Below are 24,857 nucleotides of genomic sequence, written 5' to 3' on the forward strand. Positions count from 1 at the left end.
AGTCAGGAGAGACCAGCATGTCCGCAACCGATCGACCCGTCGCCCTCGTCAGCGGCGGCTCGCGCGGCATCGGCCGCCACGTCGTGACCCGGCTCGCCCGCGACGGCTACGACGTGGCCTTCTGCTTCCGGTCCGACAAGGAGGCGGCCGACGCCGTCACCGAGGAGGCCACCGCGGCGGGCGCCCGCGTCCACGCGGCCCGCCTGGACGTGGCCGACCACGACGCCGTCCGCGACTTCGTCAAGGGCACCGAACGGGAACTCGGCCCGCTGAGCACCGTCGTGTCCTGCGCGGGCATCGTCCGCGACAACCCGCTGGTGCTCCTCGCCCCGCAGGACTGGGACGCGGTCCTGCGGGTCAACCTCGACGGCACGTACAACCTCTGCAAGGCCGCCGTCTTCGCCATGATGAAGCGCAGGGCCGGGTCCGTGATCACCCTGTCGTCGGTGGCCGGCGTGTACGGCAACGCCACGCAGACCAACTACTCGGCGACCAAGGCCGGGATCATCGGCTTCACCAAGGCACTCGCCAAGGAGTCGGGGCGCTACGGGATCCGCGCCAACGCGGTGGCGCCCGGCTTCATCGACACCGACATGCTCTCCGGCCTCGCCGCCGACCACGTCGAGAAGATGACCGAGCGGATACCGCTCGGCCGTCTCGGCCGCCCCGAGGAGGTCGCCGACCTGGTGGCGTTCCTCGCGTCCGACCGCGCCTCGTACATCACAGGACAGGTATTCGGAGTCGACGGCGGACTCGTCGTCTGACCGGAAGGGGTCGCCCCATGCCCAAGAACAAGACGCCACGGTTCTACTTCTCCCTGCGCAGCCCCTACTCGTGGCTCGCCTACCGCAAGCTGATGACCGAGCACCGCGACCTCGCCGAGCGCCTCGAATGGGTGCCGTTCTTCGAGCCCGACCCGCTCAGCGCCCGTCTCATGGAGGACCAGGGCGGCCGGTTCCCGTACTCGGAGATGTCCCGCGAGAAGAACCGCTACGTCCTCCAGGACGTCGGCCGCATCACCAAGTCCCTCGGCATCAAGGTCACCTGGCCGGTGGACCGCGACCCGGTGTGGGAGGTCCCCCACCTCGGCTACCTCGTCGCCGCCCGCGAGGGCCGCGGCCACGACTACATCGACGCCGTCTACCGGGCCCGCTTCGGCCACGGCCGCGACATCTGCGACCCGCGGACCATCGAGGACATCGGCTGGGAACTGGGCATCGACCCACTGCGCCTGTCCCGCGCCAGCGACCAGCCCGAACTGCGCGCCGAAGGCATCCGCATCCTCCTGGACGTCTGCGCGGACGGGGTCTTCGGCGTCCCGTTCTTCGTGCACGGCTACAGCCGCTTCTGGGGCATCGACCGGTTCGACGACTTCGTGGCGCACCTGCGCTCCAAGGAGGAGCCGGCCGCGGCGGTACCGCGCGAGCTGACCGCGGTCGGTATCGGCACCGCCACCGACGACGGCCACGCGGGCGGCTGCGGCTGACCGCCGCCACCCCCCTTTTTTTTCTCCGACGCCCGACGCCCGACGCCCGACGCCCGACTCCCGACTCACCGCTCGACGGCGTGACTTCAGTGACCTTCGCTAGGGGATAGCTATGACATCTGTTCAGACGGTCGGCCTTCCGCTCACCGCTGGCCAGAGGGACATCTGGTTCGACGCGAAACTCTCCGGCGGGGGCGCGACCTACAACACCGCCATCTACTGGGACATCCGCGGACCGCTGGACCTCGACCTGTTCCGCACCGCGCTCGCCCGGCTCGCCGAGGAGTCGCAGTGCCTGCGCGCCCGCTTCGACGAACAGGGCGGTGAGCCGCGCCAGTTCATCGAACCGCTCGGCACGCTGCCGCTGACCGTCACCGACGTGCGCACCGCCGCCGACCCCGCGACCGCCGCCGAGCAGGCGATCCGCGCCGACCTCGCCGTGCCCTTCCCCCTCGACGAAGGGCCCTATGCGCCGCTGTACCGGCTGAGCGTGTTCACGCTCGGCCCGCGGCGCACCTTCTTCTGCCTGCTCAACCACCACCTCGTCTCCGACGGATTCAGCTACGTCATCTACTTCCAGCGGCTCTCCGAGATCTACGAGGCCCTTGTGGACGGCACCTCCCTCGACGCGCACCGCTTCCCGCCGCTCACCGACCTGGTCGAGGCCGAGGCCGCGTACAGCGCGTCGGCGAAGGGCGAGCGCGACGCCGCGTACTGGCAGGGACAGGTGGGCGACGGGCCCCAGTTGCTCAGCCTGGCCACGCGCGACGCCGAGCCCGCCCAGACCTTCCACCAGGAGAGCGCCGTACTGCCCCCGCGCACCGCCGAGCTGCTGCGCGCGGTCGCCTGGGAGTCCCGGGCGACCTGGCAGAGCACGCTCGCCGCCGCGCTCGGCGCGTACACCGCGCGCACCGCCGCCACCGAGGACGTCCTGATCGCCCTGCCGGTGACGGCCCGCGTCGGCGGCACCATGCAGCGCATCCCCGGCATGGTGGTCAACAACGTGCCGCTGCGCCTCGCCGTCCCCGCGACGACGACCCGCGCGCAGTTGCTCGCGGCGACCTACAAGGCGTTCGCCGGGGCCCTCAAGCACCAGCGCCACCGGGTCAGCAGGATCCGCCGCGCGATGGGCCTGCCGAGCGACGACCGGCGGCCTTTCGGCCCGTTCCTCAACATGATGCCGCAGGTCGAGAAGCTGGCCATCGGCCCCTGCGAGGCGACCATCTACAGCCCCTCCACGGGCCTCGTGGACGACCTGGAGTTCACCGTCGCCGACAAGGGCGACGCGGGCCTGTCGGTCGACCTCAGCGGCAACACCGCGCGCTACGACCGCACCGAGGTCCGCGCCCACCTGGACCGGTTCGTCGCCTTCCTCGAAGCATTCCTCGCCGCCGCACCCGACGCCCCGCTCACCGGCATCGACCTGCTCACCGACGCCGAACGCGCCGACCTCGCCACCACCCTCACCGGGCCGGTCCGCGAGACGCCCTACCTGGGCGTCGTCGAGCGCGTACGCGAGCACGCCGCCCGCACCCCGCACGCCGTGGCCGTCACCGACGACGGCGGCAGCATCGACTACGCCGACCTGGTCGGGCGCGCCTCCGCCGCCTCCCGCGCCCTGACCGGGCACGGCCCCGTCGCCGTCCTCACCGAGCCGGGCCGCGACTTCGTCACCGCCGAACTCGCCGTCCTCGGCGCCGGCCGCGCCTTCGTCCCCCTCGACCCCGGCGCGCCGCCCGCCCGCCTCACCGCCCTGCTGCGCGACAGCGGCGCCGCCTTCCTGCTCACCCAGGACGAGCACGCGGACCTCGCGCGCACGGCCGCCGCCCCCCTCGGCACCTCGGAACCGCTGCCCGTGCACGTCCTCGACGGGCGCGCCGACGCCGCGGACGCGCTGGCGCCGGTGACCGGTGGCCCGCTCGACCTCGCGTACGTCATCTACACCTCCGGCTCCACCGGCAAGCCCAAGGGCGCCATGGTGCAGCGCGGCGGCATGGTCAACCACCTCCTCGCCAAGGTCGAGGAGTTCGCGCTCACCGCCGCCGACGCGCTCGTCCACAACGCGCCCGTCACCTTCGACGTCACCGTCTGGCAGACCCTGACGACGCTGCTGGTCGGCGGCCGGGTGCGGGCCTTCGGCCGGGGTGACGCCGCCGACCCGGACGTCCTGTTCCCCGTCATCGGCGCCGAGGGACTGACCGTCATCGAGGTCGTGCCGTCGCTGCTGCGCGCCACGCTCGACGTGTGGGACGCGGCGGGCGCCGCCCCCGCGCTGCCCGCTCTGCGCTGGATGATCTCCAACGGCGAGGCGCTCCCCGCCGACCTGTGCACCCGCTGGTTCGCCCGCTACCCGGACATCCCGCTCGCCAACCTGTACGGGCCCACCGAGTGCTCCGACGACGTCACGCACGCCTACCTCGGCGGGGCCGCCGAACTGGACGCGCCCGTCGTACCGATCGGCCGGCCGCTGCGCAACACCCGCCTGCACATCCTCGGCGCCGACCTGCGACCCGTCCCGCGCGGCGTGCAGGGCGAACTGTTCATCGCGGGCCACGGCGTCGGCCGCGGCTACCTCGGCGACCCGCGCCGCACCGCGACCACGTTCGTGCCCGACCCGTTCGCCGCCGACGGCTCCCGCATGTACCGCACCGGCGACCACGTCCTGCTGCGCCCCGACGGACAACTCGCCTTCGTGGGCCGCACCGACCACCAGGTCAAGATCCGCGGCCAGCGCATCGAGCTCGGCGAGGTCGAGTCGGCGCTGCGCGAACTGCCCGGCGTCGCCGACGCGGTGGCCGCCGCCGTCACCGACCCGGCCGGACAGAAGCGCCTGGTCGGCTATGTCGTCGGGGACGGCGCCCGCCCCGACACCGCCGCCGCGCGCGCCCTGCTGGCGCAGCGGCTGCCCGGCGCCCTGGTGCCCGGCGTCCTCGTCGCCCTGGACGAGCTGCCGCTGACCGCGCACGGCAAGGTCGACCGCAAGGCGCTGCCCGCGCCCGACCTCGGCGCCCCCGCCGGGGGCCGGGCCGCGCGCACCGGCGACGAGCACCTCCTGTGCGCGGTCCTCGCCGACGTCCTCGGCCTGCCCGAGGTGGCACCGCAGGACAGCTTCTTCGCCCTCGGCGGCGACAGCATCAGCTCCCTGCAAGTGGTCAGCAAGGCCCGCAAGGAAGGGCTGATCATCACCGCCCGCGACGTGTTCCGGCACCGCACCCCCGAGGCCATCGCCGCCGTCGCGGGACACGCCGCGCAGGCCGGTCAGGCCACCCCCGCCGCCGAGGAGGACGGCACAGGCGAGGTCGGCCTCCTCCCGGTCGCCGACCAGCTCCGCGAACTCCTCGCCCATCTCCCGGACGCGGCAAGGGAGTTCGCCCAGTACGTCACCGTGGCCGTGCCCGCCGCCGTGGACGCCCCGCGTCTGGAGCGCGCGCTCCAGGCCCTCCTCGACCACCACGACACCCTGCGCCTGCGCCTGACCTCCCCGGTGCCCGGCCTGTGGTCCCTGGCCGCGCGGGACCGGGGCGCCGTGGCCGCAGCCGACGTGCTCAGCACCGCCGTCGTCGCCGCGGACGCCGACCGGAGCGCCCGCCTCGCCGAGGAACTGGCCGCGGCACGCGCCCGGCTGCGCCCCGAGGACGGACTGGTGGTCCAGGCGGTCCTGCTGACCGAGGAAGGGCCCGGCACCGCCACCCTGCTCCTCGTCGTCCACCACCTCGCCGTCGACGGCGTCTCCTGGCGGATCCTGCTGCCCGACCTGCGCGCCGCCTGGGAGGCCGTCACCGAGGGACGCGAGCCGCGCCTCGACCCCGTACCGACCTCCTACCGCCGCTGGGCGAAGAACCTGTCCGAGGAGGCCCGCACCGCCGACCGCGTCGCCGAACTGCCGCTGTGGACCGAGCAGGTGACAGGCCCGTCCGCCGCCCTCACCGACCAGCCCCTGAACCCCGTACGTGACGTGCACGGCAGCGCAGGACGCCTGCGGATCGAACTGCCCGCCGAGACCACCGCGGCCCTGCTCACCCGGGCGCCCGTCGCCTTCCACGCCGAGATCAACGAGGTGCTGCTCACCGGCCTCGCCCTCGCGCTCGCCGACCGCGCCCGGCGCACCGGGTCCGCCACCACCCGCACCCTGATCGAACTGGAGGGCCACGGCCGCGAACCCCTCGCGGGCGACGCCGACCTGTCCCGTACGGTCGGCTGGTTCACCAGCGTCTACCCCGTCGGACTCGACGTGGGCGCACCCGACTCGGCCCGCGACGACGCGGACGCCCTCGCCACCGCGCTCAAGCAGGTCAAGACCACCCTGCGCGCCCTGCCCGACCACGGCATCGGCCACGGCCTGCTGCGCCACCTCAACCCGCAGACCGCCGCCGTCCTCGCCCGCACACCCGTCCCGCAGCTCGGCTTCAACTACCTGGGCCGCTTCCTCGCGGGCGACGGCGACTGGACCATGGAAGCGGGCGCCTCCGGCCAGACCGCCGCCCCCGCCACCCCACTGCGCCAGCCCCTCGACGTCGTCGCCGTCGCCGAGGACCGCCCCGGCGGGCCCGTCCTGATCGCCGACTGGACCTGGGCAGGCGCCCTGTTCGACGAGGCCGACGTACGGGAGCTGGCCGAGACCTGGTTCCGCGCCCTCACCTCGCTCGCCGCGCACGCGAAGCGGCCGGGCAGCAGCGGACGCGTGCCGTCCGAGTTCCCGCTCGTACGGATCGAGCAGCGGGAGATCGACGCCTACGAGCGCGAACTGCGCGGCGTCACCGACATCCTGCCGCTCTCCCCGTTGCAGCGCGGCCTGCTCTTCCAGGCCGAGTTCGACCGCCAGGGCATGGACGCGTACACCCTCCAGGTCGTCATGGACATCGACGGCGCCATGGACCGCACCGCACTGCGCGCCGCCGCCGTCGCCCTCGTCGACCGCAACCCGGGCCTGCGCGCGAGCTTCCGCGAACGCGAGAGCGGCGACCCGCTCCAGCTCGTCCCGGACCACGTCGAACTGCCCTGGACGGAGGTCGACCTGACCGGCGTCGCGGCGGCCGACGTGGACGCCGAGCTGGCCCGCCGCACCGACGAGGAGTGGCTGCACCGCTTCGACGTCACCCGCGGCCCCCTGACCCGCTTCACCGTCTACCGGATCGCCGATGACCGGCACCGCGTCGTCTGGACCACGCACCACATGCTGGTCGACGGCTGGTCCCTGTCGGCCGTGCTCGCCGAGGAACTGGTCACCCTGTGGGCGGGCGGCCCCGACACCACCGCCCTCGCCCGCGTCGCTCCCGCCCGGCGCTACCTGGAGTGGTCGGCCGCCCAGGACAAGGACGCCGCGCGCGCGGCATGGCGCGCCGAACTCGACGGCCTGGAGGAGGCGGGCGGCGCGACCCGGCTGGGCCCCGCCGACCGCGACCGCGTCTCCGTGCTCCCGGAAACCCTCGTCACCGACGTGCCCGCCGAGGTGACCGCCGCGCTCACCCCGTGGGCGCACGCCCGCGGCCTCACCCTGAACACGGTGATGCAGGGCGCCTGGGCGGCCGTCCTCGGCGCGCTCACCGGCCGCGACGACGTCACCTTCGGCGCGGTCGTCTCCGGCCGCCCCGCCGAACTGCCCGACGTGGAGCGGATGGTGGGCGCGTTCCTGCACACCCTGCCCGTCCGCGCCCGGCTCGACGCGGGCCGGCCCTTCGAGGCGGTCCTCGCCGACCTCCAGGACCGCCAGCTCGGCCTCGAACCCCATCACCACCTGGGCCTCGCCGAGGTCCAGCAGTGCGCGGGCACCGGCGAACTGTTCGACACCGTCGTCAGCTTCCACAACTACCCGACGGGCGCGCTCGACCGCATCGGCGACCACCTGCCCGGCCTGACCATGCGCGGCTGGAAGGCGCGCGTCGTCGCCGAGTACCCGCTCGCCATCGGCGTCTTCCCGGCCGCGGACGGCCGGCTTCGGGTGGAGGCCCAGTACCGGCCCGACGTGTTCACCGCGGAGCGGACCGACGGCTTCGTCCGCCGCTTCCTGCGCGTCCTCGCCCACCTCGCCGCGGACCCCGCCGCCCCACTCGCCCGCGTCGACACCCTCGCCGACACCGAACGCACACTGCTCACCGGCGCCTGGGCGGGCGTCGACGCGGCCCGCCCCGAGCCCGCCGAACGCGCCACCGACACCTTCGAGCGGTGGGCCGCCCGCTTCCCCGACAAGCCCGCCGTCTCCCTCGGCGACGACGTCCTCGACTACGCGGCCCTGAACACCCGCGCCAACCGCCTCGCCCGGCTCCTCGTCGCCCGCGGCGTACGCCCCGAACAGCCCGTCGCCGTCCTGCTGCCGCGCTCCCCGGAGCTGGTGGTCGCCGCCCTCGCCGCGATGAAGGCGGGCGCCGTCTTCCTGCCCGTCGACATCGACTACCCGGCCGACCGCATCGGCTACCTCCTCGACGACGCGCGCCCCGCCGTGCTGCTCACCGACACCGCGACCGCGCACCGCGAGGCGGGACTGCCGCCCCTGCCCGGCCCCGGCGCCGCGACCCTGCTCCTCGACGCGCCCGACACCGTCGGGGAACTGGCCGGGCTGCGGGGCGAGAACCTCACCGACACGGACGGCAGGCTCGAAGCGCTGCGCCCGCAGCACACCGCGTACATGATCTACACGTCCGGCTCCACCGGCCGCCCCAAGGGCGTCACCGTGCCGCACACCGGGCTGATGGCGATGGCCGACAGCCTCACCGAACGGTTCGCGCTCGACGAGGACGTGCGCGTCCTGCAATTCGCGTCGTTCAGCTTCGACGCGTCGGTCTTCGGCATCATGCTGGCCCTCCTCAACGGCGGCACCCTCGTCATCGCCGACGAGGAGCACCGCACCCCGGGGCAGCCGCTCGTCGACCTCATCAACGACGCCCGGATCAACCTGGTGGCCCTGCCGCCCGTCGTCGCCGGCGCCCTCCCCGAGGGCAGCACGCTCCCCGCGGACCTGCGCATGGTGGTGACCGGCGAGGCCGTCCCCGCCGAGGTCGTCGACCGCTGGGCCGGTTCCGTGCTGATGTTCAACGGGTACGGGCCCACCGAGGCCGTCGTCGGCTGCACCGTCAGCGGCCCGCTCACCCCCGGCCGGGGCCGCCCCCCGATCGGCCGCCCGACCAGCGCCCACCGCGGCTACGTCCTGGACCGCGCCCTGCGCCCGGTCCCGGTGGGTGGCGTCGGCGAGCTCTACGTCGGCGGCGGCCTGGCCCGCGGCTACCTCGGCCGCCCGGGACTGACCGCCCAGCGGTTCCTGCCCGACCCCTACGGGCCGGCAGGCAGCCGCATGTACCGCACCGGCGACCTGGTGCGCTGGCTGCCCGACGGCGAACTCGACTACCTGGACCGCGCCGACGACCAGGTGCAACTGCGCGGCATCCGCATCGAACTCGGCGAGATCGTCACCGCGCTGACGGCCATGCCCGGCGTCGAACAGGCCGCCGTGGTCATGCGCGAGGACGAGGCGGGGGAGCGGCGCCTGATCGCCTACGTCGTCCCCACCGCAACCGGAACCGGGACCGACGCGGCGGACACCGGCGCCCTGCGCGAGCGCCTCGTGCGGGAACTGCCCGACTACATGGTGCCCTCCGCCGTCGTCGCCCTGGACGCCCTCCCCCTGACCACGAACGGAAAACTGGACCGGGCCGCCCTGCCCGACGCCGAACTCGGCTCCGGCGCCCAGGGACGCGCGCCGCGCACCCCCGTCGAGGAGATCCTGTGCGGCCTGTTCGCCGACATCCTCGGCCGTGAGCGGGTCTTCGCCGACGAGGACTTCTTCGAGATCGGCGGACACTCCCTGCTGGCCACGCGCCTGGTCAGCCGGGTCCGCGGTGTCCTCGGCGCCGAACTGCCCATCCGCGCCCTCTTCGAAGCCCGTACCGCCGCCGCCCTCGCCGCACGCGTGGAACAGGCCGACCGGGCCAGGCCGCCGCTGGCGCCCGCGCCCCCCGGCACCGAGCTACCGCTCTCCTTCACCCAGCAGCGGCAGTGGTTCCTCAACCGCCGCGAGGGCGCCGCGGACGGCTCGTTCAACTCCGTGCTCGCCTTCCGGCTCACCGGACAGCTCGACGCCGACGCCCTCCAGGCCGCGCTGCGCGACGTCGCCGAACGCCACGCGGTGCTGCGCACCGTCATCCCCGACACCGACGGCGTGCCGTCGCTGCGCGTCCTGGACGCCGCCGCGGGCGCACCGGCCCTCAAGGTCGTGGCCGTCCCCGCCGAGGAGGTGAGCGCGGCGGTGGCCGCCGAGGCCGACCGCGGCTTCGACCTCACCGAGGAGACCCCGCTGCGCGTCCGCCTCTTCCCCGCGGGACCGGGCGAGAGCGTGCTCCTGTTCGTCCTCCACCACATCGCCTTCGACGGCTGGTCGATGGGCCCCTTCCTCGGCGACTTCGCCGCCGCCTACCGTGCCCGCGCCACCGGCCGCGCCCCGCGCTGGGAGCCGCTGCCCGTCCAGTACGCCGACTTCGCCGTCTGGCAGCGCGGGCTCCTCGGCGGCGCCGAGGACCCCGAGAGCCTCGCCGCGCAGCAGCTCGACTTCTGGCGCGACGCCCTCGCGGGCCTGCCCGAGGAGACACCGCTGCCCACCGACTTCCCGCGCCCGGAGCGGGGAACGCGCGAGGGCGACGTGGTGCTGTTCGACGTGGACGCCGAACTGCGCACGCGGATCAGCGAGTTGGCGCGCTCCACCGGAACCACCGAGTTCATCGTCTGCCAGGCGGCCCTGTCGGCCCTGCTGACCCGGCGCGGCGCGGGCACCGACATCCCGGTCGGCGTCTCGGTCGCGGGCCGCACGGACGACGCCCTCGCGGACGTCGTCGGCATGTTCCTCAACACCCTGGTGCTGCGCGGCGACACCGGCGGCGACCCCACCTTCCGCGAACTGCTCGACCGGCTCAGGGAGACCGACCTCGCGGCCTTCTCCCACCAGGACGTGCCCTTCGACCAGGTCGTCGACGCGCTGCGGCCGGCCCGCGCGCTCGGCCGCCACCCGCTGTTCCAGACGTCGCTGACCGTGCAGTACGACGGCGTACGCGACCTGGGCCTGCCCGGTCTGACCGCGCGCCCCGAGTACGTCCCGTCCCGGCAGGCCAAGCTCGACCTCGTCGTCGAACTGGTCCCGGCGCACGACAAGGACGGCATGCAGGGCCTGCTCACCTTCAGCAAGGACCTGTTCCGCCGGGAGACGGCCGAGACGCTGGCCCGCCAGTTCACCCAGGTGCTGCGGGGCGCGGTCGCCGACCCGGAGACACGCCTCTGGGACCTGGAGATCACCGGGCCGCACGCGCCGGACCTGCCGGAAGCGGCGGCGCCGGACGTGGTGCTGCCCGAGGTGCCGTTCTCCGACGTGACGCTGCTCGACCTGTTCGCCGAGCGGGTCGCCGAGGCCCCCGACGCCGTCGCCACCGGCAGCGGCTCCCAGGCCCTGTCCTACGCCGAACTCGACCGCCGCGCCGACGTGCTGGCGCGCACCCTGGCCGCGGCCGGGGCCGGGCCCGAGCGGACCGTGGCGCTGGCCGTGCCGCGCGCCGCCGACCAGGCCCTCGCGGCGCTGGCGGTCCTCAAGGCGGGCGCGGCGTACGTGCCGCTGGCCGCCGACGAGCCGGGCGACGGCATCCGCGCCCTGTTCGCCGACATCGACCCGGTGTGCGTCCTGACCACGGCGGGCCTGGCCGGACGGCTGCGGACGGCCGGGGTCCCGGTGCTCGTCCTCGACGTCGCGGGCCTGCGCGGCCAAGGCGCCGCGCCCGAGCCCCGGCCCGCCGCCGCGGCCCGGCCCGCCCAGGCCGCCTACGTGATCCGGGGCGGCGCGAGCGGCGCCGTCGTCGAGCACCGCGTGGCGGCCGGCCGTGTCACCGCGGCGCTCGGCGAGGGACGGCCCGAGGAGGCCGGACTCTTCGGCGCGCTGCTCGCCGGGACCGGCGTCGCCACCATGGAACGCCCGCCCGCCGCCTGGGCCGCCCCCGACACCTTCCCCGCGGACGCGGCCCGCTGGCCCGCCCACGGCTACGTACTGGACGAGGCGCTGCGCCCCGCCGCCGAGGGCGAGCTGTACCTCGCCGGAGCCGCCGTCGCCCGGACCTACGCGGGCCGCGCGGGCGCCACCGCCGAACGGTTCGTCCCCGACCCCTGGGCCGGGGCGGGCGCCCGCATGTGGCGCACCGGCCGGAAGGTCACCCGGGGCGGCGCCCCCGCACCCGTGGAACCGGCCGCCGCCCCGGCCGCCCCCGCGCCCGTGGCCGCCACCGACCCGATCGAGTCACAACTCTGCGCGATCGTCGCCGAGGTGGTCGGCGCCGAGTCGGTGGCGCCCGGGGAGAACTTCTTCCGGACGCGGTCGATGGACAGCATGAAGTCGATGCGCCTGGTGGCCCGGGCCCGCAAGGCAGGCATCGGCATCACCATCGCCGACGTCTTCCGGCACCAGAGCGTCGCGGCCCTCGCCGCGTCCCAGCGCCCGCACCCCGCGCCCGAGCCCGCCCCGGCCCCCGCCCTGCGCGTCCGCGACACCGTACGGGTCGTGGCCGAGGCCATCGCGGAGACCGAGGAGCTGGCGGACACCGACACCTTCGCGCCGATGCTCCGCATCCGGCCCACCGGTGACCGGCCGCCCGTCTTCTGCGTGCACACCGGCGTCGGACTCGCCCTGTCCTACCTGCCGCTGGCCCGGTACATCGGCCCGGAGTACCCGCTGTACGGCCTCCAGTCGCCGTCCGTCGTCGCCGGGGCGCCGCTGCCCGAGAGCATCGAGGAGAACGCCGCCGCGTACGTGAAGCTCATCCGCGAGGTGCGCCCCGAGGGGCCCTACCACCTGTTCGGCTGGTCCTACGGCGGCCTCCTCGCCTACGAGATCGCCGTCCAGCTCCGGGCCGCGGGACAGGAGGTGGGGCTGCTCGCCAACCTCGACGCCTATCCCCGTACCGACGTCGTCGACGAGCGGGACGTCCAGCGGAGCCTCGCCTGGCTCCTCGAAGGCATCGGGCATGACCCGTCGGAGTTCGCGGGCCGCGAGCTGACCCCCGCCGACGTCATCGACATCCTGCGCCGTGACAACAGCCCGCTGGTGCGGATGGGGGAGGAGCGCATGACCCGCATGGTCGACCTGATGGCCCGTCACCAGGTGCTCAACACCCGGTACCGGCCGGGCCGCTTCGACGGGGCGATGCAGCTCTTCCTCGCCGACCGCTCGCCCTGGGGCGACGTCACGGACAAGGAGCGGCTGTGGGAGTCCTACGCACACGGGACGGTCACCAGCCACCACGTCGACTGCGGGCACGACGACATGTTCTCCGGGCCCCACCTGGACGGCATCGGCCGTGCCGTCGCCGCCGAACTCGACCGGCTGCACGCCGCGTCGGACGGGGACCGGCGATGAGGCCCCCGGCCCCCCAGCGGCCCGCACCCCGAACGGCGGCCCACACGGCGACGCACACGGTGGCGCACGCGGCGATACGCGCCACGACCCGCGCCAGGGCCGCCCGCCGACGCCGCCTGTGGGCGGCGGCCCGCCGCGCCGGCTGGCGAGGCGTCCTCCTCACCTCGGACCTGACCCCGCCCCGGGCGACACGCGACAGCGATCGGATCCCGTCATGACGACCACCCTCCCCCCGGCGCCGTCCCCCGCGGCGCCGCCCTCCCCCGGCCGGGCCGCGCCCGCGGACCCCCTCCTCGACGGGGCCCGGCCGGGCGGGGTACGGGCCTTCGCGACCGAGGTGTCCGCCGTCCTCGGACGGCGGCTGCGGCGACTGCGCCGCGGCCCGGGCCGCGCCATCGGTGTCGTACTGAACCCGCTCGTGTCGATGGTGCTGCTCGGCTACCTCTTCCGGGACGCCATCACCCTTCCCGCGGGCGGCAGTTACGTCGAGTACGTCTTCGCCGGCGGCGCCGTCCAGGTCGGCCTCGCCTGCGTGGGACCGACCGCCGTCTCGATGGCGATGGACCTCCAGGGCGGCATCGTCGACCGGTTCAGGTCGCTGCCGATCAGCAGGTCCGCCGTGCCCCTCGGACACACCGGCGCCGACTTCCTGACCGCCATGGCCGCCCTCCTGGTGACCACGGGCGCCGGGCTGCTCCTCGGCTGGCGTTCGCACACGGGCCTGCTGCCCACACTCGCCGGGTTCGGCCTGGTCGCCGTCTTCACGTACGTGATGCTGTGGCTCGGCGTGCTGCTCGCGACGACCCTGCGCAGCATCGAGACGATCAGCGTCGTCGCGCCGTTCATCGTCATCGTGCTGCCCTTCCTGTCCAGCGCCTTCCTCTCGCCGCAGACCATGCCCGGCGCGATCCGCCCGATCGCGCAGTGGAACCCGGTCAGCGCCGTCATCGCCGCCTGCCGCGACCTGTGGGGCAACCCGGCCACCACGAGCCCCGGCTTCGTCGGCGACCACCCGCTCGTCGTGGTCGCGGTGACGCTGAGCGTGCTGTGCGCGGTCTGCGTCGTCATCAGCCTGCGCCGCTTCCGCAAGTCGTAGCAGCCGTCCACACCTTAAGGAATCTCCCACCATGCCTGTCATCGAACGCACGGCGGCGCCGGATCCCGCCTCGCTCGACCTGACCGATCCGCAGACCTTCCTCGACGTCGACCAGCACGCCATGTGGCGCAGGTTCCGCACCGAGAGCCCCGTGCACCGGCACCCGGCGGGCCCCCACACCCCCGGCTTCTGGGTGATCTCCCGGTACGCGGACGCGGTCGCCGTCTACCGCGACAACAAGCGGTTCACCTCGGAGAAGGGCACCGTCCTCACCACGCTCCTCCAGGGCTCCGACTCGGCGTCCGGCAAGATGCTCGCCGTCACCGACGGGGTGCGCCACCGCGAGATCCGCAACCTCATGCTGAAGTCGTTCTCGCCGCGCGTGCTCGCCCCCGTCGTGGACGGCGTGCACCGGCACACCCGCGAACTCCTCGGCGCCGCCGTCCGCGCGGACCGCGTCGACTACGTCACCGACGTCGTCGACCACATCCCGATGCACACCATGGGCGACCTCCTCGACATCCCGGCCGCCGACCGCCCGAAACTGGTCGACTGGAACACCCGGACCCTCTCGCGCCACAGCTCGGACGAGAGCGAGTTCGAGTCGCTCATGGCGCGCAACGAGATCCTGCTCTACATCTCCCAGCTCGCCGCCGACCGCCGGGCCGCACCCGGCGACGACGTCCTGAGCACGCTCGCCACCGCCACCATCGACGGCAAGCCGCTGAGCGACGACGAGATCGTCCTCAACAGCTACAGCCTCATCCTCGGTGGCGACGAGTCGACCCGGATGTCGATCATCGGCGGCCTCATCGCGCTCGCCGACAACCCCGAGCAGTGGCGCCGCCTCAAGAGCGGCGAGGTCACCTCGGAGTCGGCCACCGAGGAGATCCTGCGCTGGACCACGCCCGCCATGCACTTCGGGCGCCGCGCCCTGGTCGACGTGCCCCTCGGGGACCAGGTCATCAAGGCCGGTGACGTCGTCACCCTGTGGAACGCCTCGGCCAACTTCGACGAGGACGTCTTCCCCGACCCGTACACCTTCGACATCGGCCGCACCCCCAACAAGCACGTCGTCTTCGGCCACGGCCCGCACTTCTGCCTCGGCGCCTTCCTGGGCCGCGTCCATGTGAACGCCATGGTCGAGGCGTTGCGCGACATGGTCGCCGACATCACGCTGCTCGGCGCCCCGCAGCGCCTCTACTCCAATTTCATCCAGGGTTACAGCGGCCTGCCCGTCGCACTGCGCGCGGAGCCGGCCGGCGAGGAGGTTCGCTAGAGATGCGGCACGAGATCAGGACCGCGGGCGCGACGAAGCTCGCGGTCCTTCACACCGAGACACCGGCCGCCACCTGGGACGACGCCCGCTGGGAGGAGGTGCGCGGGCGGGCCCGCGTGCTGCTCGACGCGTACGGGGTGGTCCTGCTGCGCGGCGCGGGCATCCCCGACACCGCCGCGTTCCACGCCGCCGTCAGCGGCTTCGGCAGCGACCTCATCGAGAGCTACCGCGGCGGCAACACTCCCCGCACGACGCTCGCCGACGGCGTCTTCACCTCCACCGAGTACCCGCCGCGCTACGACATCAGCCTCCACAACGAGCTGTCGTACGCGAGCAGTTGGCCCGAGCGCCTGTACTTCTGCTGCCTCGACGCGGCCGACACCGGCGGCGCCACCCCGGTCTGCGACGGCGAGGCGCTGCTCGGCGCCCTCTCGCCCGAGCTGCGGGAGCGATTCGCCTCCGGCGTCGTCTACCGCCAGTACCTGCACGGCGGGGCCGGGCTCGGAAAGTCCTGGCAGTCGACGTACGAGACACCGGACAAGGCGGTCGTTGAGGAGTTCCTCACCGCGTCCGGCGCCGAGTTCGAGTGGACCGGCGACGGCGGCCTGCGCGTGAGCCAGCACCGGCCCGGCGTCCTGAAGAACCCGCGCACCGGCCGCGACACCTGGTTCAACCAGGCCGACCAGTGGCACCCCTCCAACCTGCCCGACGACGAGGGCGAACTGCTGCTGTCGCTGACCGACTCGGTCGAGGACCTGCCGCACTGGGTGACCTACGCCGACGGGACCCCTTTGAGCGACGCGGACCTGGCCGAGGTCCGCGCGGCGCAGCGCGCGCACAAGCTGAGCGAACCCTGGGAACAGGGGGACGTGATGATCGTCGACAACATGTCCGTGCTGCACGGCCGCGACGCGTTCACCGGCACCCGCAAGGTCGTCGTCTCCATGACCTGAAGCGGCACCCGGCCGGTCACCACCCAGAGGACGGAGGCGTACGGATGACAGTGCTCGACGACATCGTGACAGGGGTCAGGGAGGACCTGGCCGCTCGCCGGCGGGAGGTGACGGAGAGGGAGCTGCGGGAGCGGGCGGCGGCGCACGGCCCCGGCCGCGACTGCGCGCCGCCGCTGCGCGCGGCGGGCGGGCCGCCCAAGGTCATCGCCGAGGTGAAACGGGCGAGCCCGTCCCGCGGACCGCTGGCGGAGATCCCCGACCCCGCCGGGCTCGCGACGGCGTACGAGAAGGGCGGTGCCGCCGCGATCAGTGTGCTGACGGAGCGGCGCCGGTTCGGCGGCAGCCTCGCCGACCTGGACGCGGTGCGGGCGGCCGTCACGGCGCCGGTGCTGCGCAAGGACTTCGTCGTCGACCCGTACCAGGTGTGGGAGGCGCGGGCACACGGCGCGGACCTGGTGCTCCTGATCGTCGCGGCGCTCGAACAGCCCCTGCTGGCCGACCTGGTGGCGCTCGCGACGGAGACCGGACTCACGGCGCTGGTCGAGACCCACGACGAGGCGGAGGCCGAACGCGCGCTCGCGGCCGGCGCGCGGGTCGTCGGCGTGAACGCGCGGGACCTGCGCACGCTGCGGGTCGACCCGTCGACGTTCGGCCGGGTCGTGCCGTGGCTCCCCGACGACGTGGTCCGCGTCGCCGAGTCGGGCGTGCGGGGCCCCACCGATGTGGCGCGGTACGGGGCGCTCGGGGCGGACGCGGTGCTGGTGGGGGAGTCGTTGGTGACCCGGGGCGGGGGTGCGCGGGCCGCCGTGGCCGCGCTGGGTTCCGGTGGCGGGTGACGGGTGGCGTCCGCCGGGTTCGGTGGGTTCGGTGGGTTTCCGGGCGCGGCTCTCGTCGTGGCTGGTCGCGCAGTTCCCCGCGCCCCTGAGGCCAGGCTTCGCCGGCCATCGCAGGGGGAGCGGCGGCGAAGCCGCACGCTCCAGGGGCGCGGGCAACCGCGCGACCAGCCCCCCCGCCCCCGCACCCGCCCCCGCACCCGCCCCCGCACCCGCCCCCGCACCCGCCCCCGCACCCGCCCCCGCACCCGCCCCCGCACCCGCACCCGCACCCGCATCCGCCCACCGGCACCACACCCCGTACGGCGACCAGGCGGATTGGACGGGCCAGCCGGGCCAGCCGGGCCAGGCGGGCCAGCCGGGCCAGGCGGACCGGGCGGACCAGCCGGGCCAGGCGGGCCAGCCGGGCCAGGCGGGCCAGCCGGAACAGGCGGGCCAGCCGGACCAGGCGGGCCAGCCGGACCAGCCGGGCCCCCGGACTGGACGGACCAGGCGGACCAGGCGGGCCAGCCGGGCCAGGCGGAACAGGCGGGCCAGCCGGAACAGCCGGAACAGGCGGACCAGCCGGACCGGACGGGCCAGCCGGGCCAGGCGGACCAGGCGGACCGGACGGGCCAGCCGGGCCAGGCGGACCAGGCGGACCGGACGGGCCAGCCGGGCCAGGCGGACCAGGCGGACCGGACGGGCCAGCCGGACCAGACGGGCCAGCCGGACCAGCCGGGCCGGATGGACCAGCCGCCGCCCGGAGGGCCTAGGCCGCTACCGGCTCACCGGCCCGCGCCCCCGCGACCGACACCCACCGCGCGAGCACCCCCGCCGCCGCCCCCGAGTCCACCGCCCACGCGGCCCGCTCCAGAGCGGCGGCGAGCCGAGGGGCCACCGGTCCCGTGCCACCGTCCAGCGCCGCGAGCCCCGCCGCGGCGGACAACAGCACCGCGTCCCTGACCGGCCCGGTCACCGCACCGGCCAGGACGTCCCTGGCCACCCGGGCGTTCTCGACCCGGTCCCCGCCGCGCAGCGCGTCCGCGGTGGCCCGCGGGACACCGATGTCCCGCGGATCGAACGACTCCCGGCGCACCTCGCCCCCGGAGACCGACCACACGGTGGAGGTAGTGGTGACCGTCAACTCGTCCATCCCGTCGTCTCCGCGGAAGACCAGCGCGTCCGTACCGCGCCGCGCCAGCACCTCCGCGATCCGCTGCGCGAGCACCGGGTCGGCGACCCCCACCGCCTGCGCGGCGGGCCGCGCCGGATTGGTCAGCGGGCCCAGCGCGTTGAACACCGTACGGATACCGAGCTCGCGGCGCGGCCCGGCGGCGTGCCGCATCGCCGGGTGGAACAGCGGGGCGAAGCAGAACGTGACGCCCACCTCCGCGGCGACCGCCGCCACGTCGGCGGGCGGCAGGTCCAGCGGCACGCCCAACTCCTCGAGGACGTCGGCCGAGCCGCACGCCGAGGACGCGGAGCGGTTGCCGTGCTTGACGACCCGGGCGCCCGCCCCGGCCGCCACGAGCGCCGACATCGTGGAGACGTTCACGCTGTGCGAACCGTCACCGCCGGTGCCGACGATGTCGAGGCAGCGCCCCGGCACCGTCAGCGGCACCGCGTGCCGGAGCATGCCCCGCGCCAGGCCCTCGACCTCGGCGGCGGTCTCGCCCTTCGCCCGCAGGCCCATCATCAGCGCGGCGAGGCGCGCCGATCCCGCCGCGCCGGACATGGCCTCGTCCATCGCCCATTCCGCCTGCCGCGTGGACAGGTCCTGGCGGTCCAGCAACGCGTTCAGCAATTGCGGCCAGTTGTTCCGGTCGTCCACGACAGTCACGACGCGCTCCTCGTATTCCTCGGAAACGGCAGAAGAAGAGTTCGCCCTCAGTCTGCGAAATGCGGTCCGCCCTTTCCAGACCAGTCCCGGGCCATTCCTACGGTCCACTTCGACGGCACGGAAAGGGGATCGAGCAGCATGCATGTCGCGATGAATGTGGTCCGGGACTCCGAGGTCCCGCTGACGTCCCAGATACAGAGATTCATCAAGAGCGAGGTCGCCGCCGGTGTCCTGCACCCGGGCAGCCGGCTGCCCTCCAGCCGCAGCCTCGCCGACGACCTCGGCGTCTCGCGCAGCGTGGTCGTGGAGGCGTACGGGCAACTCGTCGCCGAGGGCTACCTGGAGGCCGTCCAGGGCGCGGGCACCCGCGTCGTACGGCATCTGCGGCCCGAGCCCGTCGTGCCGACCCTGCTCGACGACGGCCGCGTGCCCGACGTGCGCTGGGACCTGCGCCCCGGCGCCCCCGCCTTCCCGCACTTCCCGCGCCGCGACTGGCTCACCTCCTACCAGCGGGCCCTCCAGGGCGCGGACCCGGCCGACCACGACTACCCGCCGCCCGCCGGTGTTCCGACCCTGCGCGTCGAACTCGCCCACTACCTGGGCCGGGTGTGCGGCGTGCCCAGCACACCGGACGAGATCATGGTGGTCGCCGGGTTCGCCCAGACCCTCGGCCTGCTCGGCGCGGCGCTGCCCGCGCTCGGCGTGGACGCGCTGGGCATGGAGAACCCGGGGCATCCGCGCCAGCGCCGGTTCGTGCGCGAGTGCGGGCTGCGTCCCGTGCCGCTGCCGGTCGACGCGGAGGGCATCGACGTGGCGGCGCTCCGGGCGTCCGGGGCGCGGGCCGTCCTCGTCACCCCGGCGCACCAGTACCCGACCGGCGTCACCCTGTCCGCGCGGCGCCGCGCCGCGCTCGTCGCGTGGGCGCAGGAGACCGGCGGCTGGATCGTGGAGGACGACTACGACGGCGGCCTCTGGTACGAGCGCGGCACGCCCCGCCCGCTGGCCCTGCGCCGGCTCGCCCCCGACCACGTCGTCTACGCGGGCACCGCCAGCAAGACCCTCGCGCCGGGCCTGCGGCTCGGCTGGCTCGCGGCGCCGCGCGCGCTCCTCGACCCGCTGCTGCGGGCCCGCGCCCGGCACGACCTGGGCACCGACAGCCTGGCGCAACTGGCGTTCGCGCAGTTCCTGCGCAGCGGCCTGTACGACCGTCATCTGCGCCGCCTCAACTCCCTGTGCCGCGACCGCCGCCAGGTCCTGGAGACGGCGGTGCGCCGCCATCTGCCGGGCGCCGCGGTCCTGGGCCCGGCCGCCGGGGTGCACGCCTACGTACGGCTGCCCCCGCACACCGACGAGGCGGCGCTGGTGGCGGCGGCGCTGCGCCGATCCGTGCTGGTCAGGGGAGCGGCGGGCTTCCACGCGCGGGCCGGGGAGGGGCCGCCCGCGCTGGTGGTCGGCCACGCCCAGTTGCCGCGTACCGGCATCGGGGACGCGATAGCGGAACTGGGCACGGTCCTCGGCTGACCCCGGCTACCGCACGGCGGCGGCCCCGGCCCGCAGGTCGAGGAAGTTGCGCATCATCGTCAGTCCGCCCGTCGTCATCACCGACTCCGGATGGAACTGCACGCCCTCGACGGGCAGCGTCCGGTGCCGCAGCCCCATCACATAGCCGTGGTCGGCGGCGACGGCCGTCGTCACGAGCGGTTCCGGCAGCGGATCGGCGACCAGCAGCGAGTGATACCGGGTCGCCTCCAGCGAATGACCGAGCCCCTGGAACAGACCCGCCCCGTCGTGCCGCACCGTACTGGTGCGGCCGTGCATCACCTGCCCGGCCACCTCGACGCGCCCGCCGTAGGCGAGCCCGATGGCCTGGTGCCCCAGGCACACGCCGAGCAGCGGCACCCGCCCCGCGAACGTGTGCACCAGTTCCACGTGCCCGGAGTCGGCGGGATGGCCGGGGCCGGGCCCGAGCACCACCGCGTCCGGCTCCAGCGCGGCCAGCGCGGCCGGGGTGCGGGTCAGCGAGCGCACCACCTGGGTGTCGGCACCCAGGGTGCGCAGGTACTGGTCGATGATGTGCACGAAGCTGTCGTACGCGTCGATCAGCAGGACCTTCACGGCAGCAGTTCCTCTCCGGTCAGCGCCCAGTACGCCGCCCCCATCTTCGCCAGCGTCTCCCGCCACTCCGCCGCCGGATCGGACTGGGCGACCATGCCCGCCGAACTCTGCGTGGAGTAGGTGGCGCCGTCGTACTCCACCGTGCGGATGCACAGGGCCAGTTCGGACCAGCCGCGTACGTCGATCAGTCCCACGGCGCCCGCGTAGCCGCCGCGCCGCTCACTCTCCAGGCCGTCGATGACCTCCATGGCGCGTACCTTGGGCGCCCCGGTCATCGTCCCGGCCGGGAACGTCGCGCGGACCGCCTGCCACACGTCGACGCCCGGCTCCAGCCGCCCGGAGACCGTGGAGACCAGGTGGAAGACGTGCGAGAAGGTCTCGACGGCCATCAGCCGGTCCACCGGCTGGGTGCTGGGCCTGCTGACCCGGCCGATGTCGTTGCGGCACAGGTCGACCAGCATGATGTGCTCGGCCTGTTCCTTGGTGGACTCCCGCATCTCCTTGACGCGGCGCCGGTTCTCCTCGTCGTCGGGGCCGCGCCGCGCGGTGCCCGCGATGGGCCGCATCACGATCTCGTCGCCGGCCGCCTCGTCGGGCTCGATCCGGAAGAAAAGCTCCGGGCTCGCCCCGATCAGCGTGCCGCCGGCCCGCGGCATCAGATACATGTACGGCGACGGGTTGCGGCCGCGCAGCCGCCGGTACACGTCGAGCGGTTCCAGGTCGGTCTCCACGTCGATCCGGTGGCCGAGCTGGATCTGGTAGAGGTCGCCGACGCCGATGTGCTCCAGGCAGCGGTCCGCCCAGCCGAGGAACGTCTCCCGGCCGACGCTGTCGCGCACGGAGCGCGGCGCGGGCGCCTCGGGCAGCGCGGGCCCCGCCCCGTCCCCGGCCGCCCGCGCGGCGGCCCCGGCGACGTCCGCCCCCGGCCCCGCGGCCGCGAACCACCCGCTGCGCGCCCGCAGATGGCGGGGGGCGCCGCCCGCGACGTCGTACCAGACGGTGTCCCTGAACAGCGACAGCGTGATGTCCGGGCCGTGCGGCTCCTTGGTCCGCGCGGGCAGCGTCTCCATGTGCCACGCCGACTCGTACGCGAAGGAGGCCAGGAACCCGAACGCGTAGCCCCGCGCGGGCACGTTGCCGTCCACCTCGAAGATCCGCTGGGCCCGGCCGAGCGCCGCCCACAGCATGTCCTGGCCGGTGAAGCGCAGCCGGTGCGCGCCGGGGCCGGGTGGCGCGTCCCGGGCGAGCCCCGCCGCCGCGGCGGCCCGCGCGAGCGCCGCCGCCACCGCCGGCACGCCGTCGATGTCCAGGTACCGGTCGTGCACGCGGATCTCGGCGAGCCGTCCGACGCCGACGACGGCCGAGCGCCGGTCCTCGCCGCTGCCCGCCAGGCTCTCCAGGAGGAACACGTCCGCGGACGGGCGTCCACCGGTCAACCGGGCGTACAGCGCGAGCGGTTCGTGCCGGGGCAGCGGCGCGGACCCGATCCGTACGCCGATCGTCTCCGTCGGGATCTCCGTCGGGATCTCTGTCAGGTTTTCCGCCGGGGTTTCGGTCAAGGTTCCGGTCAAGGTGAAACTCCCCACCGCTCGTCGTTCATGTCGGGTCGAGTCAATCAACGGCCTTGCGCGCGGGGCCAGACCAATTCAACGGAGCCGATGCGGTCCATTGTTGAATTACTTGACCGGGTGCCCGGCGCGGATATGTAGTGGGCCCATATTCGACGTTTCTAGGGAAAGGCATGGCGATGGAAGTCCTGGAAGTCCTGGAACGGCACGAAAGACACCTCACCGATTCCTGGCGCGGTTTCCCGGCCGCCCAGCAGCCCGACTGGCCCGACCCGGCCGCGCTGCGCGATGTCACCGACCGGCTCGCCGCGTCGGCGCCGCTGGTCGGCGCCGCCGAGTGCGCCGCCCTGCGCACCCGCATGGCGGCCGTGGCGCGCGGCGAGGCGATCCTGCTCCAGGGCGGCGACTGCGCCGAGACGTTCAAGCAGGTCACGGGCGATGCGGTGCGGCGCAAGCTGAAGACGCTGCTGCAGATGGCGGTGGTCCTCACGCACGCGACCGCGCTGCCCGTGGTCAAGGTCGGCCGGATGGCCGGCCAGTACGCCAAGCCGCGCTCCAGCCCGGTCGAGCGGCAGGGCGCGCTGACCCTGCCGTCGTACCGCGGCGACGCCGTCAACGGGCAGGAGTTCACCGCCGCGTCCCGCACCCCCGACCCCGAGCGCCTGCGCACCATGTACGCGGCTTCGGCGAGCACGCTCGACCTGGTCCGCACCCTGACCACGGGCGGCTTCGCCGGGTTGAGCCAGGTGCAGGCGTGGAACCGGGGCTTCGTCGCCCGCTCGGGGGCCGGCGAGCGCTACGAGGCGCTCGCCGACGAGATCGGCCGCAGCCTGGACTTCATGCACGCCTGCGGCATCGACACCCGCGAACTGAGCACCGCCGACTTCTACGTCAGCCACGAGGGGCTGCTCCTGGACTACGAGTCGGCGCTCGCCCGCACCGACCCCGAGACGGGCCGCCTCTACGCGGGCAGCGGCCATCTGCTGTGGATCGGCGAGCGCACCCGCGACCTGGACGGCGCGCACGTCGAGTTCTTCTCCCGGGTCAGCAACCCGGTCGCCGTGAAGCTGGGCCCCGGCGCCACCCCCGACGACGCGCTGAAGCTGATCGACCGCCTCGACCCGGACCGCGAGCCCGGCCGCCTCACGTTCGTGGTCCGGGCGGGTGCCGACCGCATCCGGGACGTGCTCCCGGTCCTGGTCGAGAAGGTCGCCGCCGAGGGGGCGCCGGTGTGCTGGGTCAGCGACCCGATGCACGGCAACACCACCACGGCGCCCAGCGGCCACAAGACGCGCCGCTTCGAGACGGTCCTGGACGAGGTGCGCGGCTTCGTCGAGGTGCACCGGGCGCTCGGCACCCACCCGGGCGGCATCCACGTGGAGCTGACCGGGGACGACGTCACGGAGTGCGTCGGCGGCGGCGACGACCTCCTCGCCGAGGACCTTCCCGCCCGGTACGAGACGGCGTGCGACCCGCGCCTCAACCACACGCAGTCGCTGGACCTGGCGTTCTTGCTGGCGGAGATGTATCGCGACCGGTGAGCCCCGACGACGCCCCCGCCCCGAGGACCGTCGCCAGCACCTCGTGGGGCGGCGCCTGCTCCAGGTAGAAGTGGCCGCCCGGCAGCGTGTGCCGGGCGAACGCGCCGCGGGTGACCTCGCCCCAGGCGGCCGTCTGGGCGGCGGTCACCCGGGGGTCGTCGGCGCCGACCAGCGCCGTCAGCGGACAGGCGAGCGGCCGTGCGGAACCCCCGCCGTACGCGGCGAGCATCCGGAAGTCGGCGCCGATGTAGGGCAGGACCAGCTCCACGAACGCCCGGTTGCGCAGCAACTCCGGTTCGGTGCCGCCCAGTTCGACGAGGGTGCGGGTGATGGCCGCCTCGTCCCAGGTGGCCGCCGCCGCGCTGTCCGGCACGTGCGACTGGGGTGCCCGCGCGCCGGAGGCGAAGAGATGGCGCACGGTGCGGCCCGCCGCCTCCAGGGCCCGCGTCACCTCGTAGGCGACGGTCGCGCCCATGGAGTGGCCGAACAGGGCGAGCGGCCGGTCGTCGTCCGGCGCCAGCAGCTCCACCGCGATCTCCCGCGCCATCGCCGTGAGGTCGGTGGCGCAGGGCTCACCGAACCGCTCCGCGCGCCCCGGATAGCACACCGCGTGCACCTCGGCCCACGGCAGCGCCCCGCCCCAGTCGCGGAAGAAGTAGGGCGAGCCGCCCGCGTGCGGGAAGCACACCAGACGCCACCCGGCGAACGGTCTCGGCTCCACGATCTGTGTCCACAGCATCCTGCCCCCAGGGCTCGTCGCGCACGCGGCGCCCACCGGCGCCCCCCGCGA

General features: G+C 74.5%; 13 protein-coding genes. 9 read left to right on the plus strand and 4 right to left on the minus strand.

What is annotated here, in order from left to right:
• The first annotated feature begins 17 nt into the window (after window positions 1–17).
• The 7 genes from ACIRF8_RS33950 to trpC all read left to right on the plus strand — a co-directional run bounded on the left by ACIRF8_RS33950 (window position 18) and on the right by trpC (window position 17,024).
• The gene (locus ACIRF8_RS33950; protein ID WP_404221380.1) at window positions 18–764 is read left to right on the plus strand and encodes a beta-ketoacyl-ACP reductase; all 747 of its coding nucleotides are present in this window, start codon (window positions 18–20) and stop codon (window positions 762–764) included.
• A gap of 17 nt (window positions 765–781) precedes the next feature.
• Window positions 782–1,486, plus strand: a complete 705-nt coding sequence (locus tag ACIRF8_RS33955) for a 2-hydroxychromene-2-carboxylate isomerase (RefSeq protein WP_404221382.1) — start codon at window positions 782–784, stop codon at window positions 1,484–1,486.
• A gap of 112 nt (window positions 1,487–1,598) precedes the next feature.
• Window positions 1,599–12,860 carry an amino acid adenylation domain-containing protein gene (locus ACIRF8_RS33960; protein ID WP_404221383.1) on the plus strand — a complete coding sequence of 3,754 codons (11,262 nt, stop codon included), beginning with the start codon at window positions 1,599–1,601 and terminating at the stop codon, window positions 12,858–12,860.
• Between the two features lie 214 nt (window positions 12,861–13,074).
• On the plus strand, window positions 13,075–13,956 hold the full coding sequence (locus ACIRF8_RS33965) for an ABC transporter permease (protein ID WP_404221384.1): 882 nt from the start codon (window positions 13,075–13,077) through the stop codon (window positions 13,954–13,956).
• Window positions 13,957–13,987: 31 nt separating this feature from the next.
• Window positions 13,988–15,235: a cytochrome P450 gene (locus tag ACIRF8_RS33970; protein WP_404221385.1), complete on the plus strand. Its 1,248-nt coding sequence runs from the start codon at window positions 13,988–13,990 to the stop codon at window positions 15,233–15,235.
• A gap of 2 nt (window positions 15,236–15,237) precedes the next feature.
• Complete coding sequence (locus ACIRF8_RS33975; protein WP_404221387.1) at window positions 15,238–16,188, plus strand: TauD/TfdA family dioxygenase; 951 nt, start codon at window positions 15,238–15,240, stop codon at window positions 16,186–16,188.
• 44 nt (window positions 16,189–16,232) lie between these two features.
• The gene (gene trpC / locus ACIRF8_RS33980; protein ID WP_404221389.1) at window positions 16,233–17,024 is read left to right on the plus strand and encodes an indole-3-glycerol phosphate synthase TrpC; all 792 of its coding nucleotides are present in this window, start codon (window positions 16,233–16,235) and stop codon (window positions 17,022–17,024) included.
• Window positions 17,025–17,772: 748 nt separating this feature from the next.
• On the opposite strand, the gene trpD is transcribed toward trpC, so the two are convergent.
• Window positions 17,773–18,843 carry an anthranilate phosphoribosyltransferase gene (gene trpD, locus ACIRF8_RS33985; protein WP_404221391.1) on the minus strand — a complete coding sequence of 357 codons (1,071 nt, stop codon included), beginning with the start codon at window positions 18,841–18,843 and terminating at the stop codon, window positions 17,773–17,775.
• Window positions 18,844–18,981: 138 nt separating this feature from the next.
• On the opposite strand from trpD, the gene ACIRF8_RS33990 reads away from it, so the two are divergent.
• The gene (locus tag ACIRF8_RS33990; protein ID WP_404221393.1) at window positions 18,982–20,364 is read left to right on the plus strand and encodes a PLP-dependent aminotransferase family protein; all 1,383 of its coding nucleotides are present in this window, start codon (window positions 18,982–18,984) and stop codon (window positions 20,362–20,364) included.
• Between the two features lie 6 nt (window positions 20,365–20,370).
• On the opposite strand, the gene ACIRF8_RS33995 is transcribed toward ACIRF8_RS33990, so the two are convergent.
• Both ACIRF8_RS33995 and ACIRF8_RS34000 read right to left on the minus strand, forming a co-directional pair.
• Entirely contained in the window at window positions 20,371–20,958 is a 588-nt protein-coding gene (locus ACIRF8_RS33995; RefSeq protein ID WP_404221395.1) for an anthranilate synthase component II, read from the minus strand.
• Window positions 20,955–22,529 carry an anthranilate synthase component I family protein gene (locus ACIRF8_RS34000; protein ID WP_404221397.1) on the minus strand — a complete coding sequence of 525 codons (1,575 nt, stop codon included), beginning with the start codon at window positions 22,527–22,529 and terminating at the stop codon, window positions 20,955–20,957. The genes ACIRF8_RS33995 and ACIRF8_RS34000 overlap by 4 nt, the downstream gene beginning before the upstream one ends.
• Before the next feature lie 176 nt (window positions 22,530–22,705).
• On the opposite strand from ACIRF8_RS34000, the gene ACIRF8_RS34005 reads away from it, so the two are divergent.
• Window positions 22,706–24,067, plus strand: coding sequence for a class II 3-deoxy-7-phosphoheptulonate synthase (locus ACIRF8_RS34005; protein WP_404221552.1), 1,362 nt, complete (start codon window positions 22,706–22,708; stop codon window positions 24,065–24,067).
• On the opposite strand, the gene ACIRF8_RS34010 is transcribed toward ACIRF8_RS34005, so the two are convergent.
• Window positions 24,006–24,806: a thioesterase II family protein gene (locus ACIRF8_RS34010; RefSeq protein ID WP_404221399.1), complete on the minus strand. Its 801-nt coding sequence runs from the start codon at window positions 24,804–24,806 to the stop codon at window positions 24,006–24,008. The genes ACIRF8_RS34005 and ACIRF8_RS34010 overlap by 62 nt on opposite strands.
• Between the last annotated feature and the right edge of the window lie 51 nt (window positions 24,807–24,857).

Origin of the sequence: Streptomyces sp. NPDC102406 (assembly GCF_044765725.1) — a bacterium.
Lineage (GTDB): Bacteria > Actinomycetota > Actinomycetes > Streptomycetales > Streptomycetaceae > Streptomyces.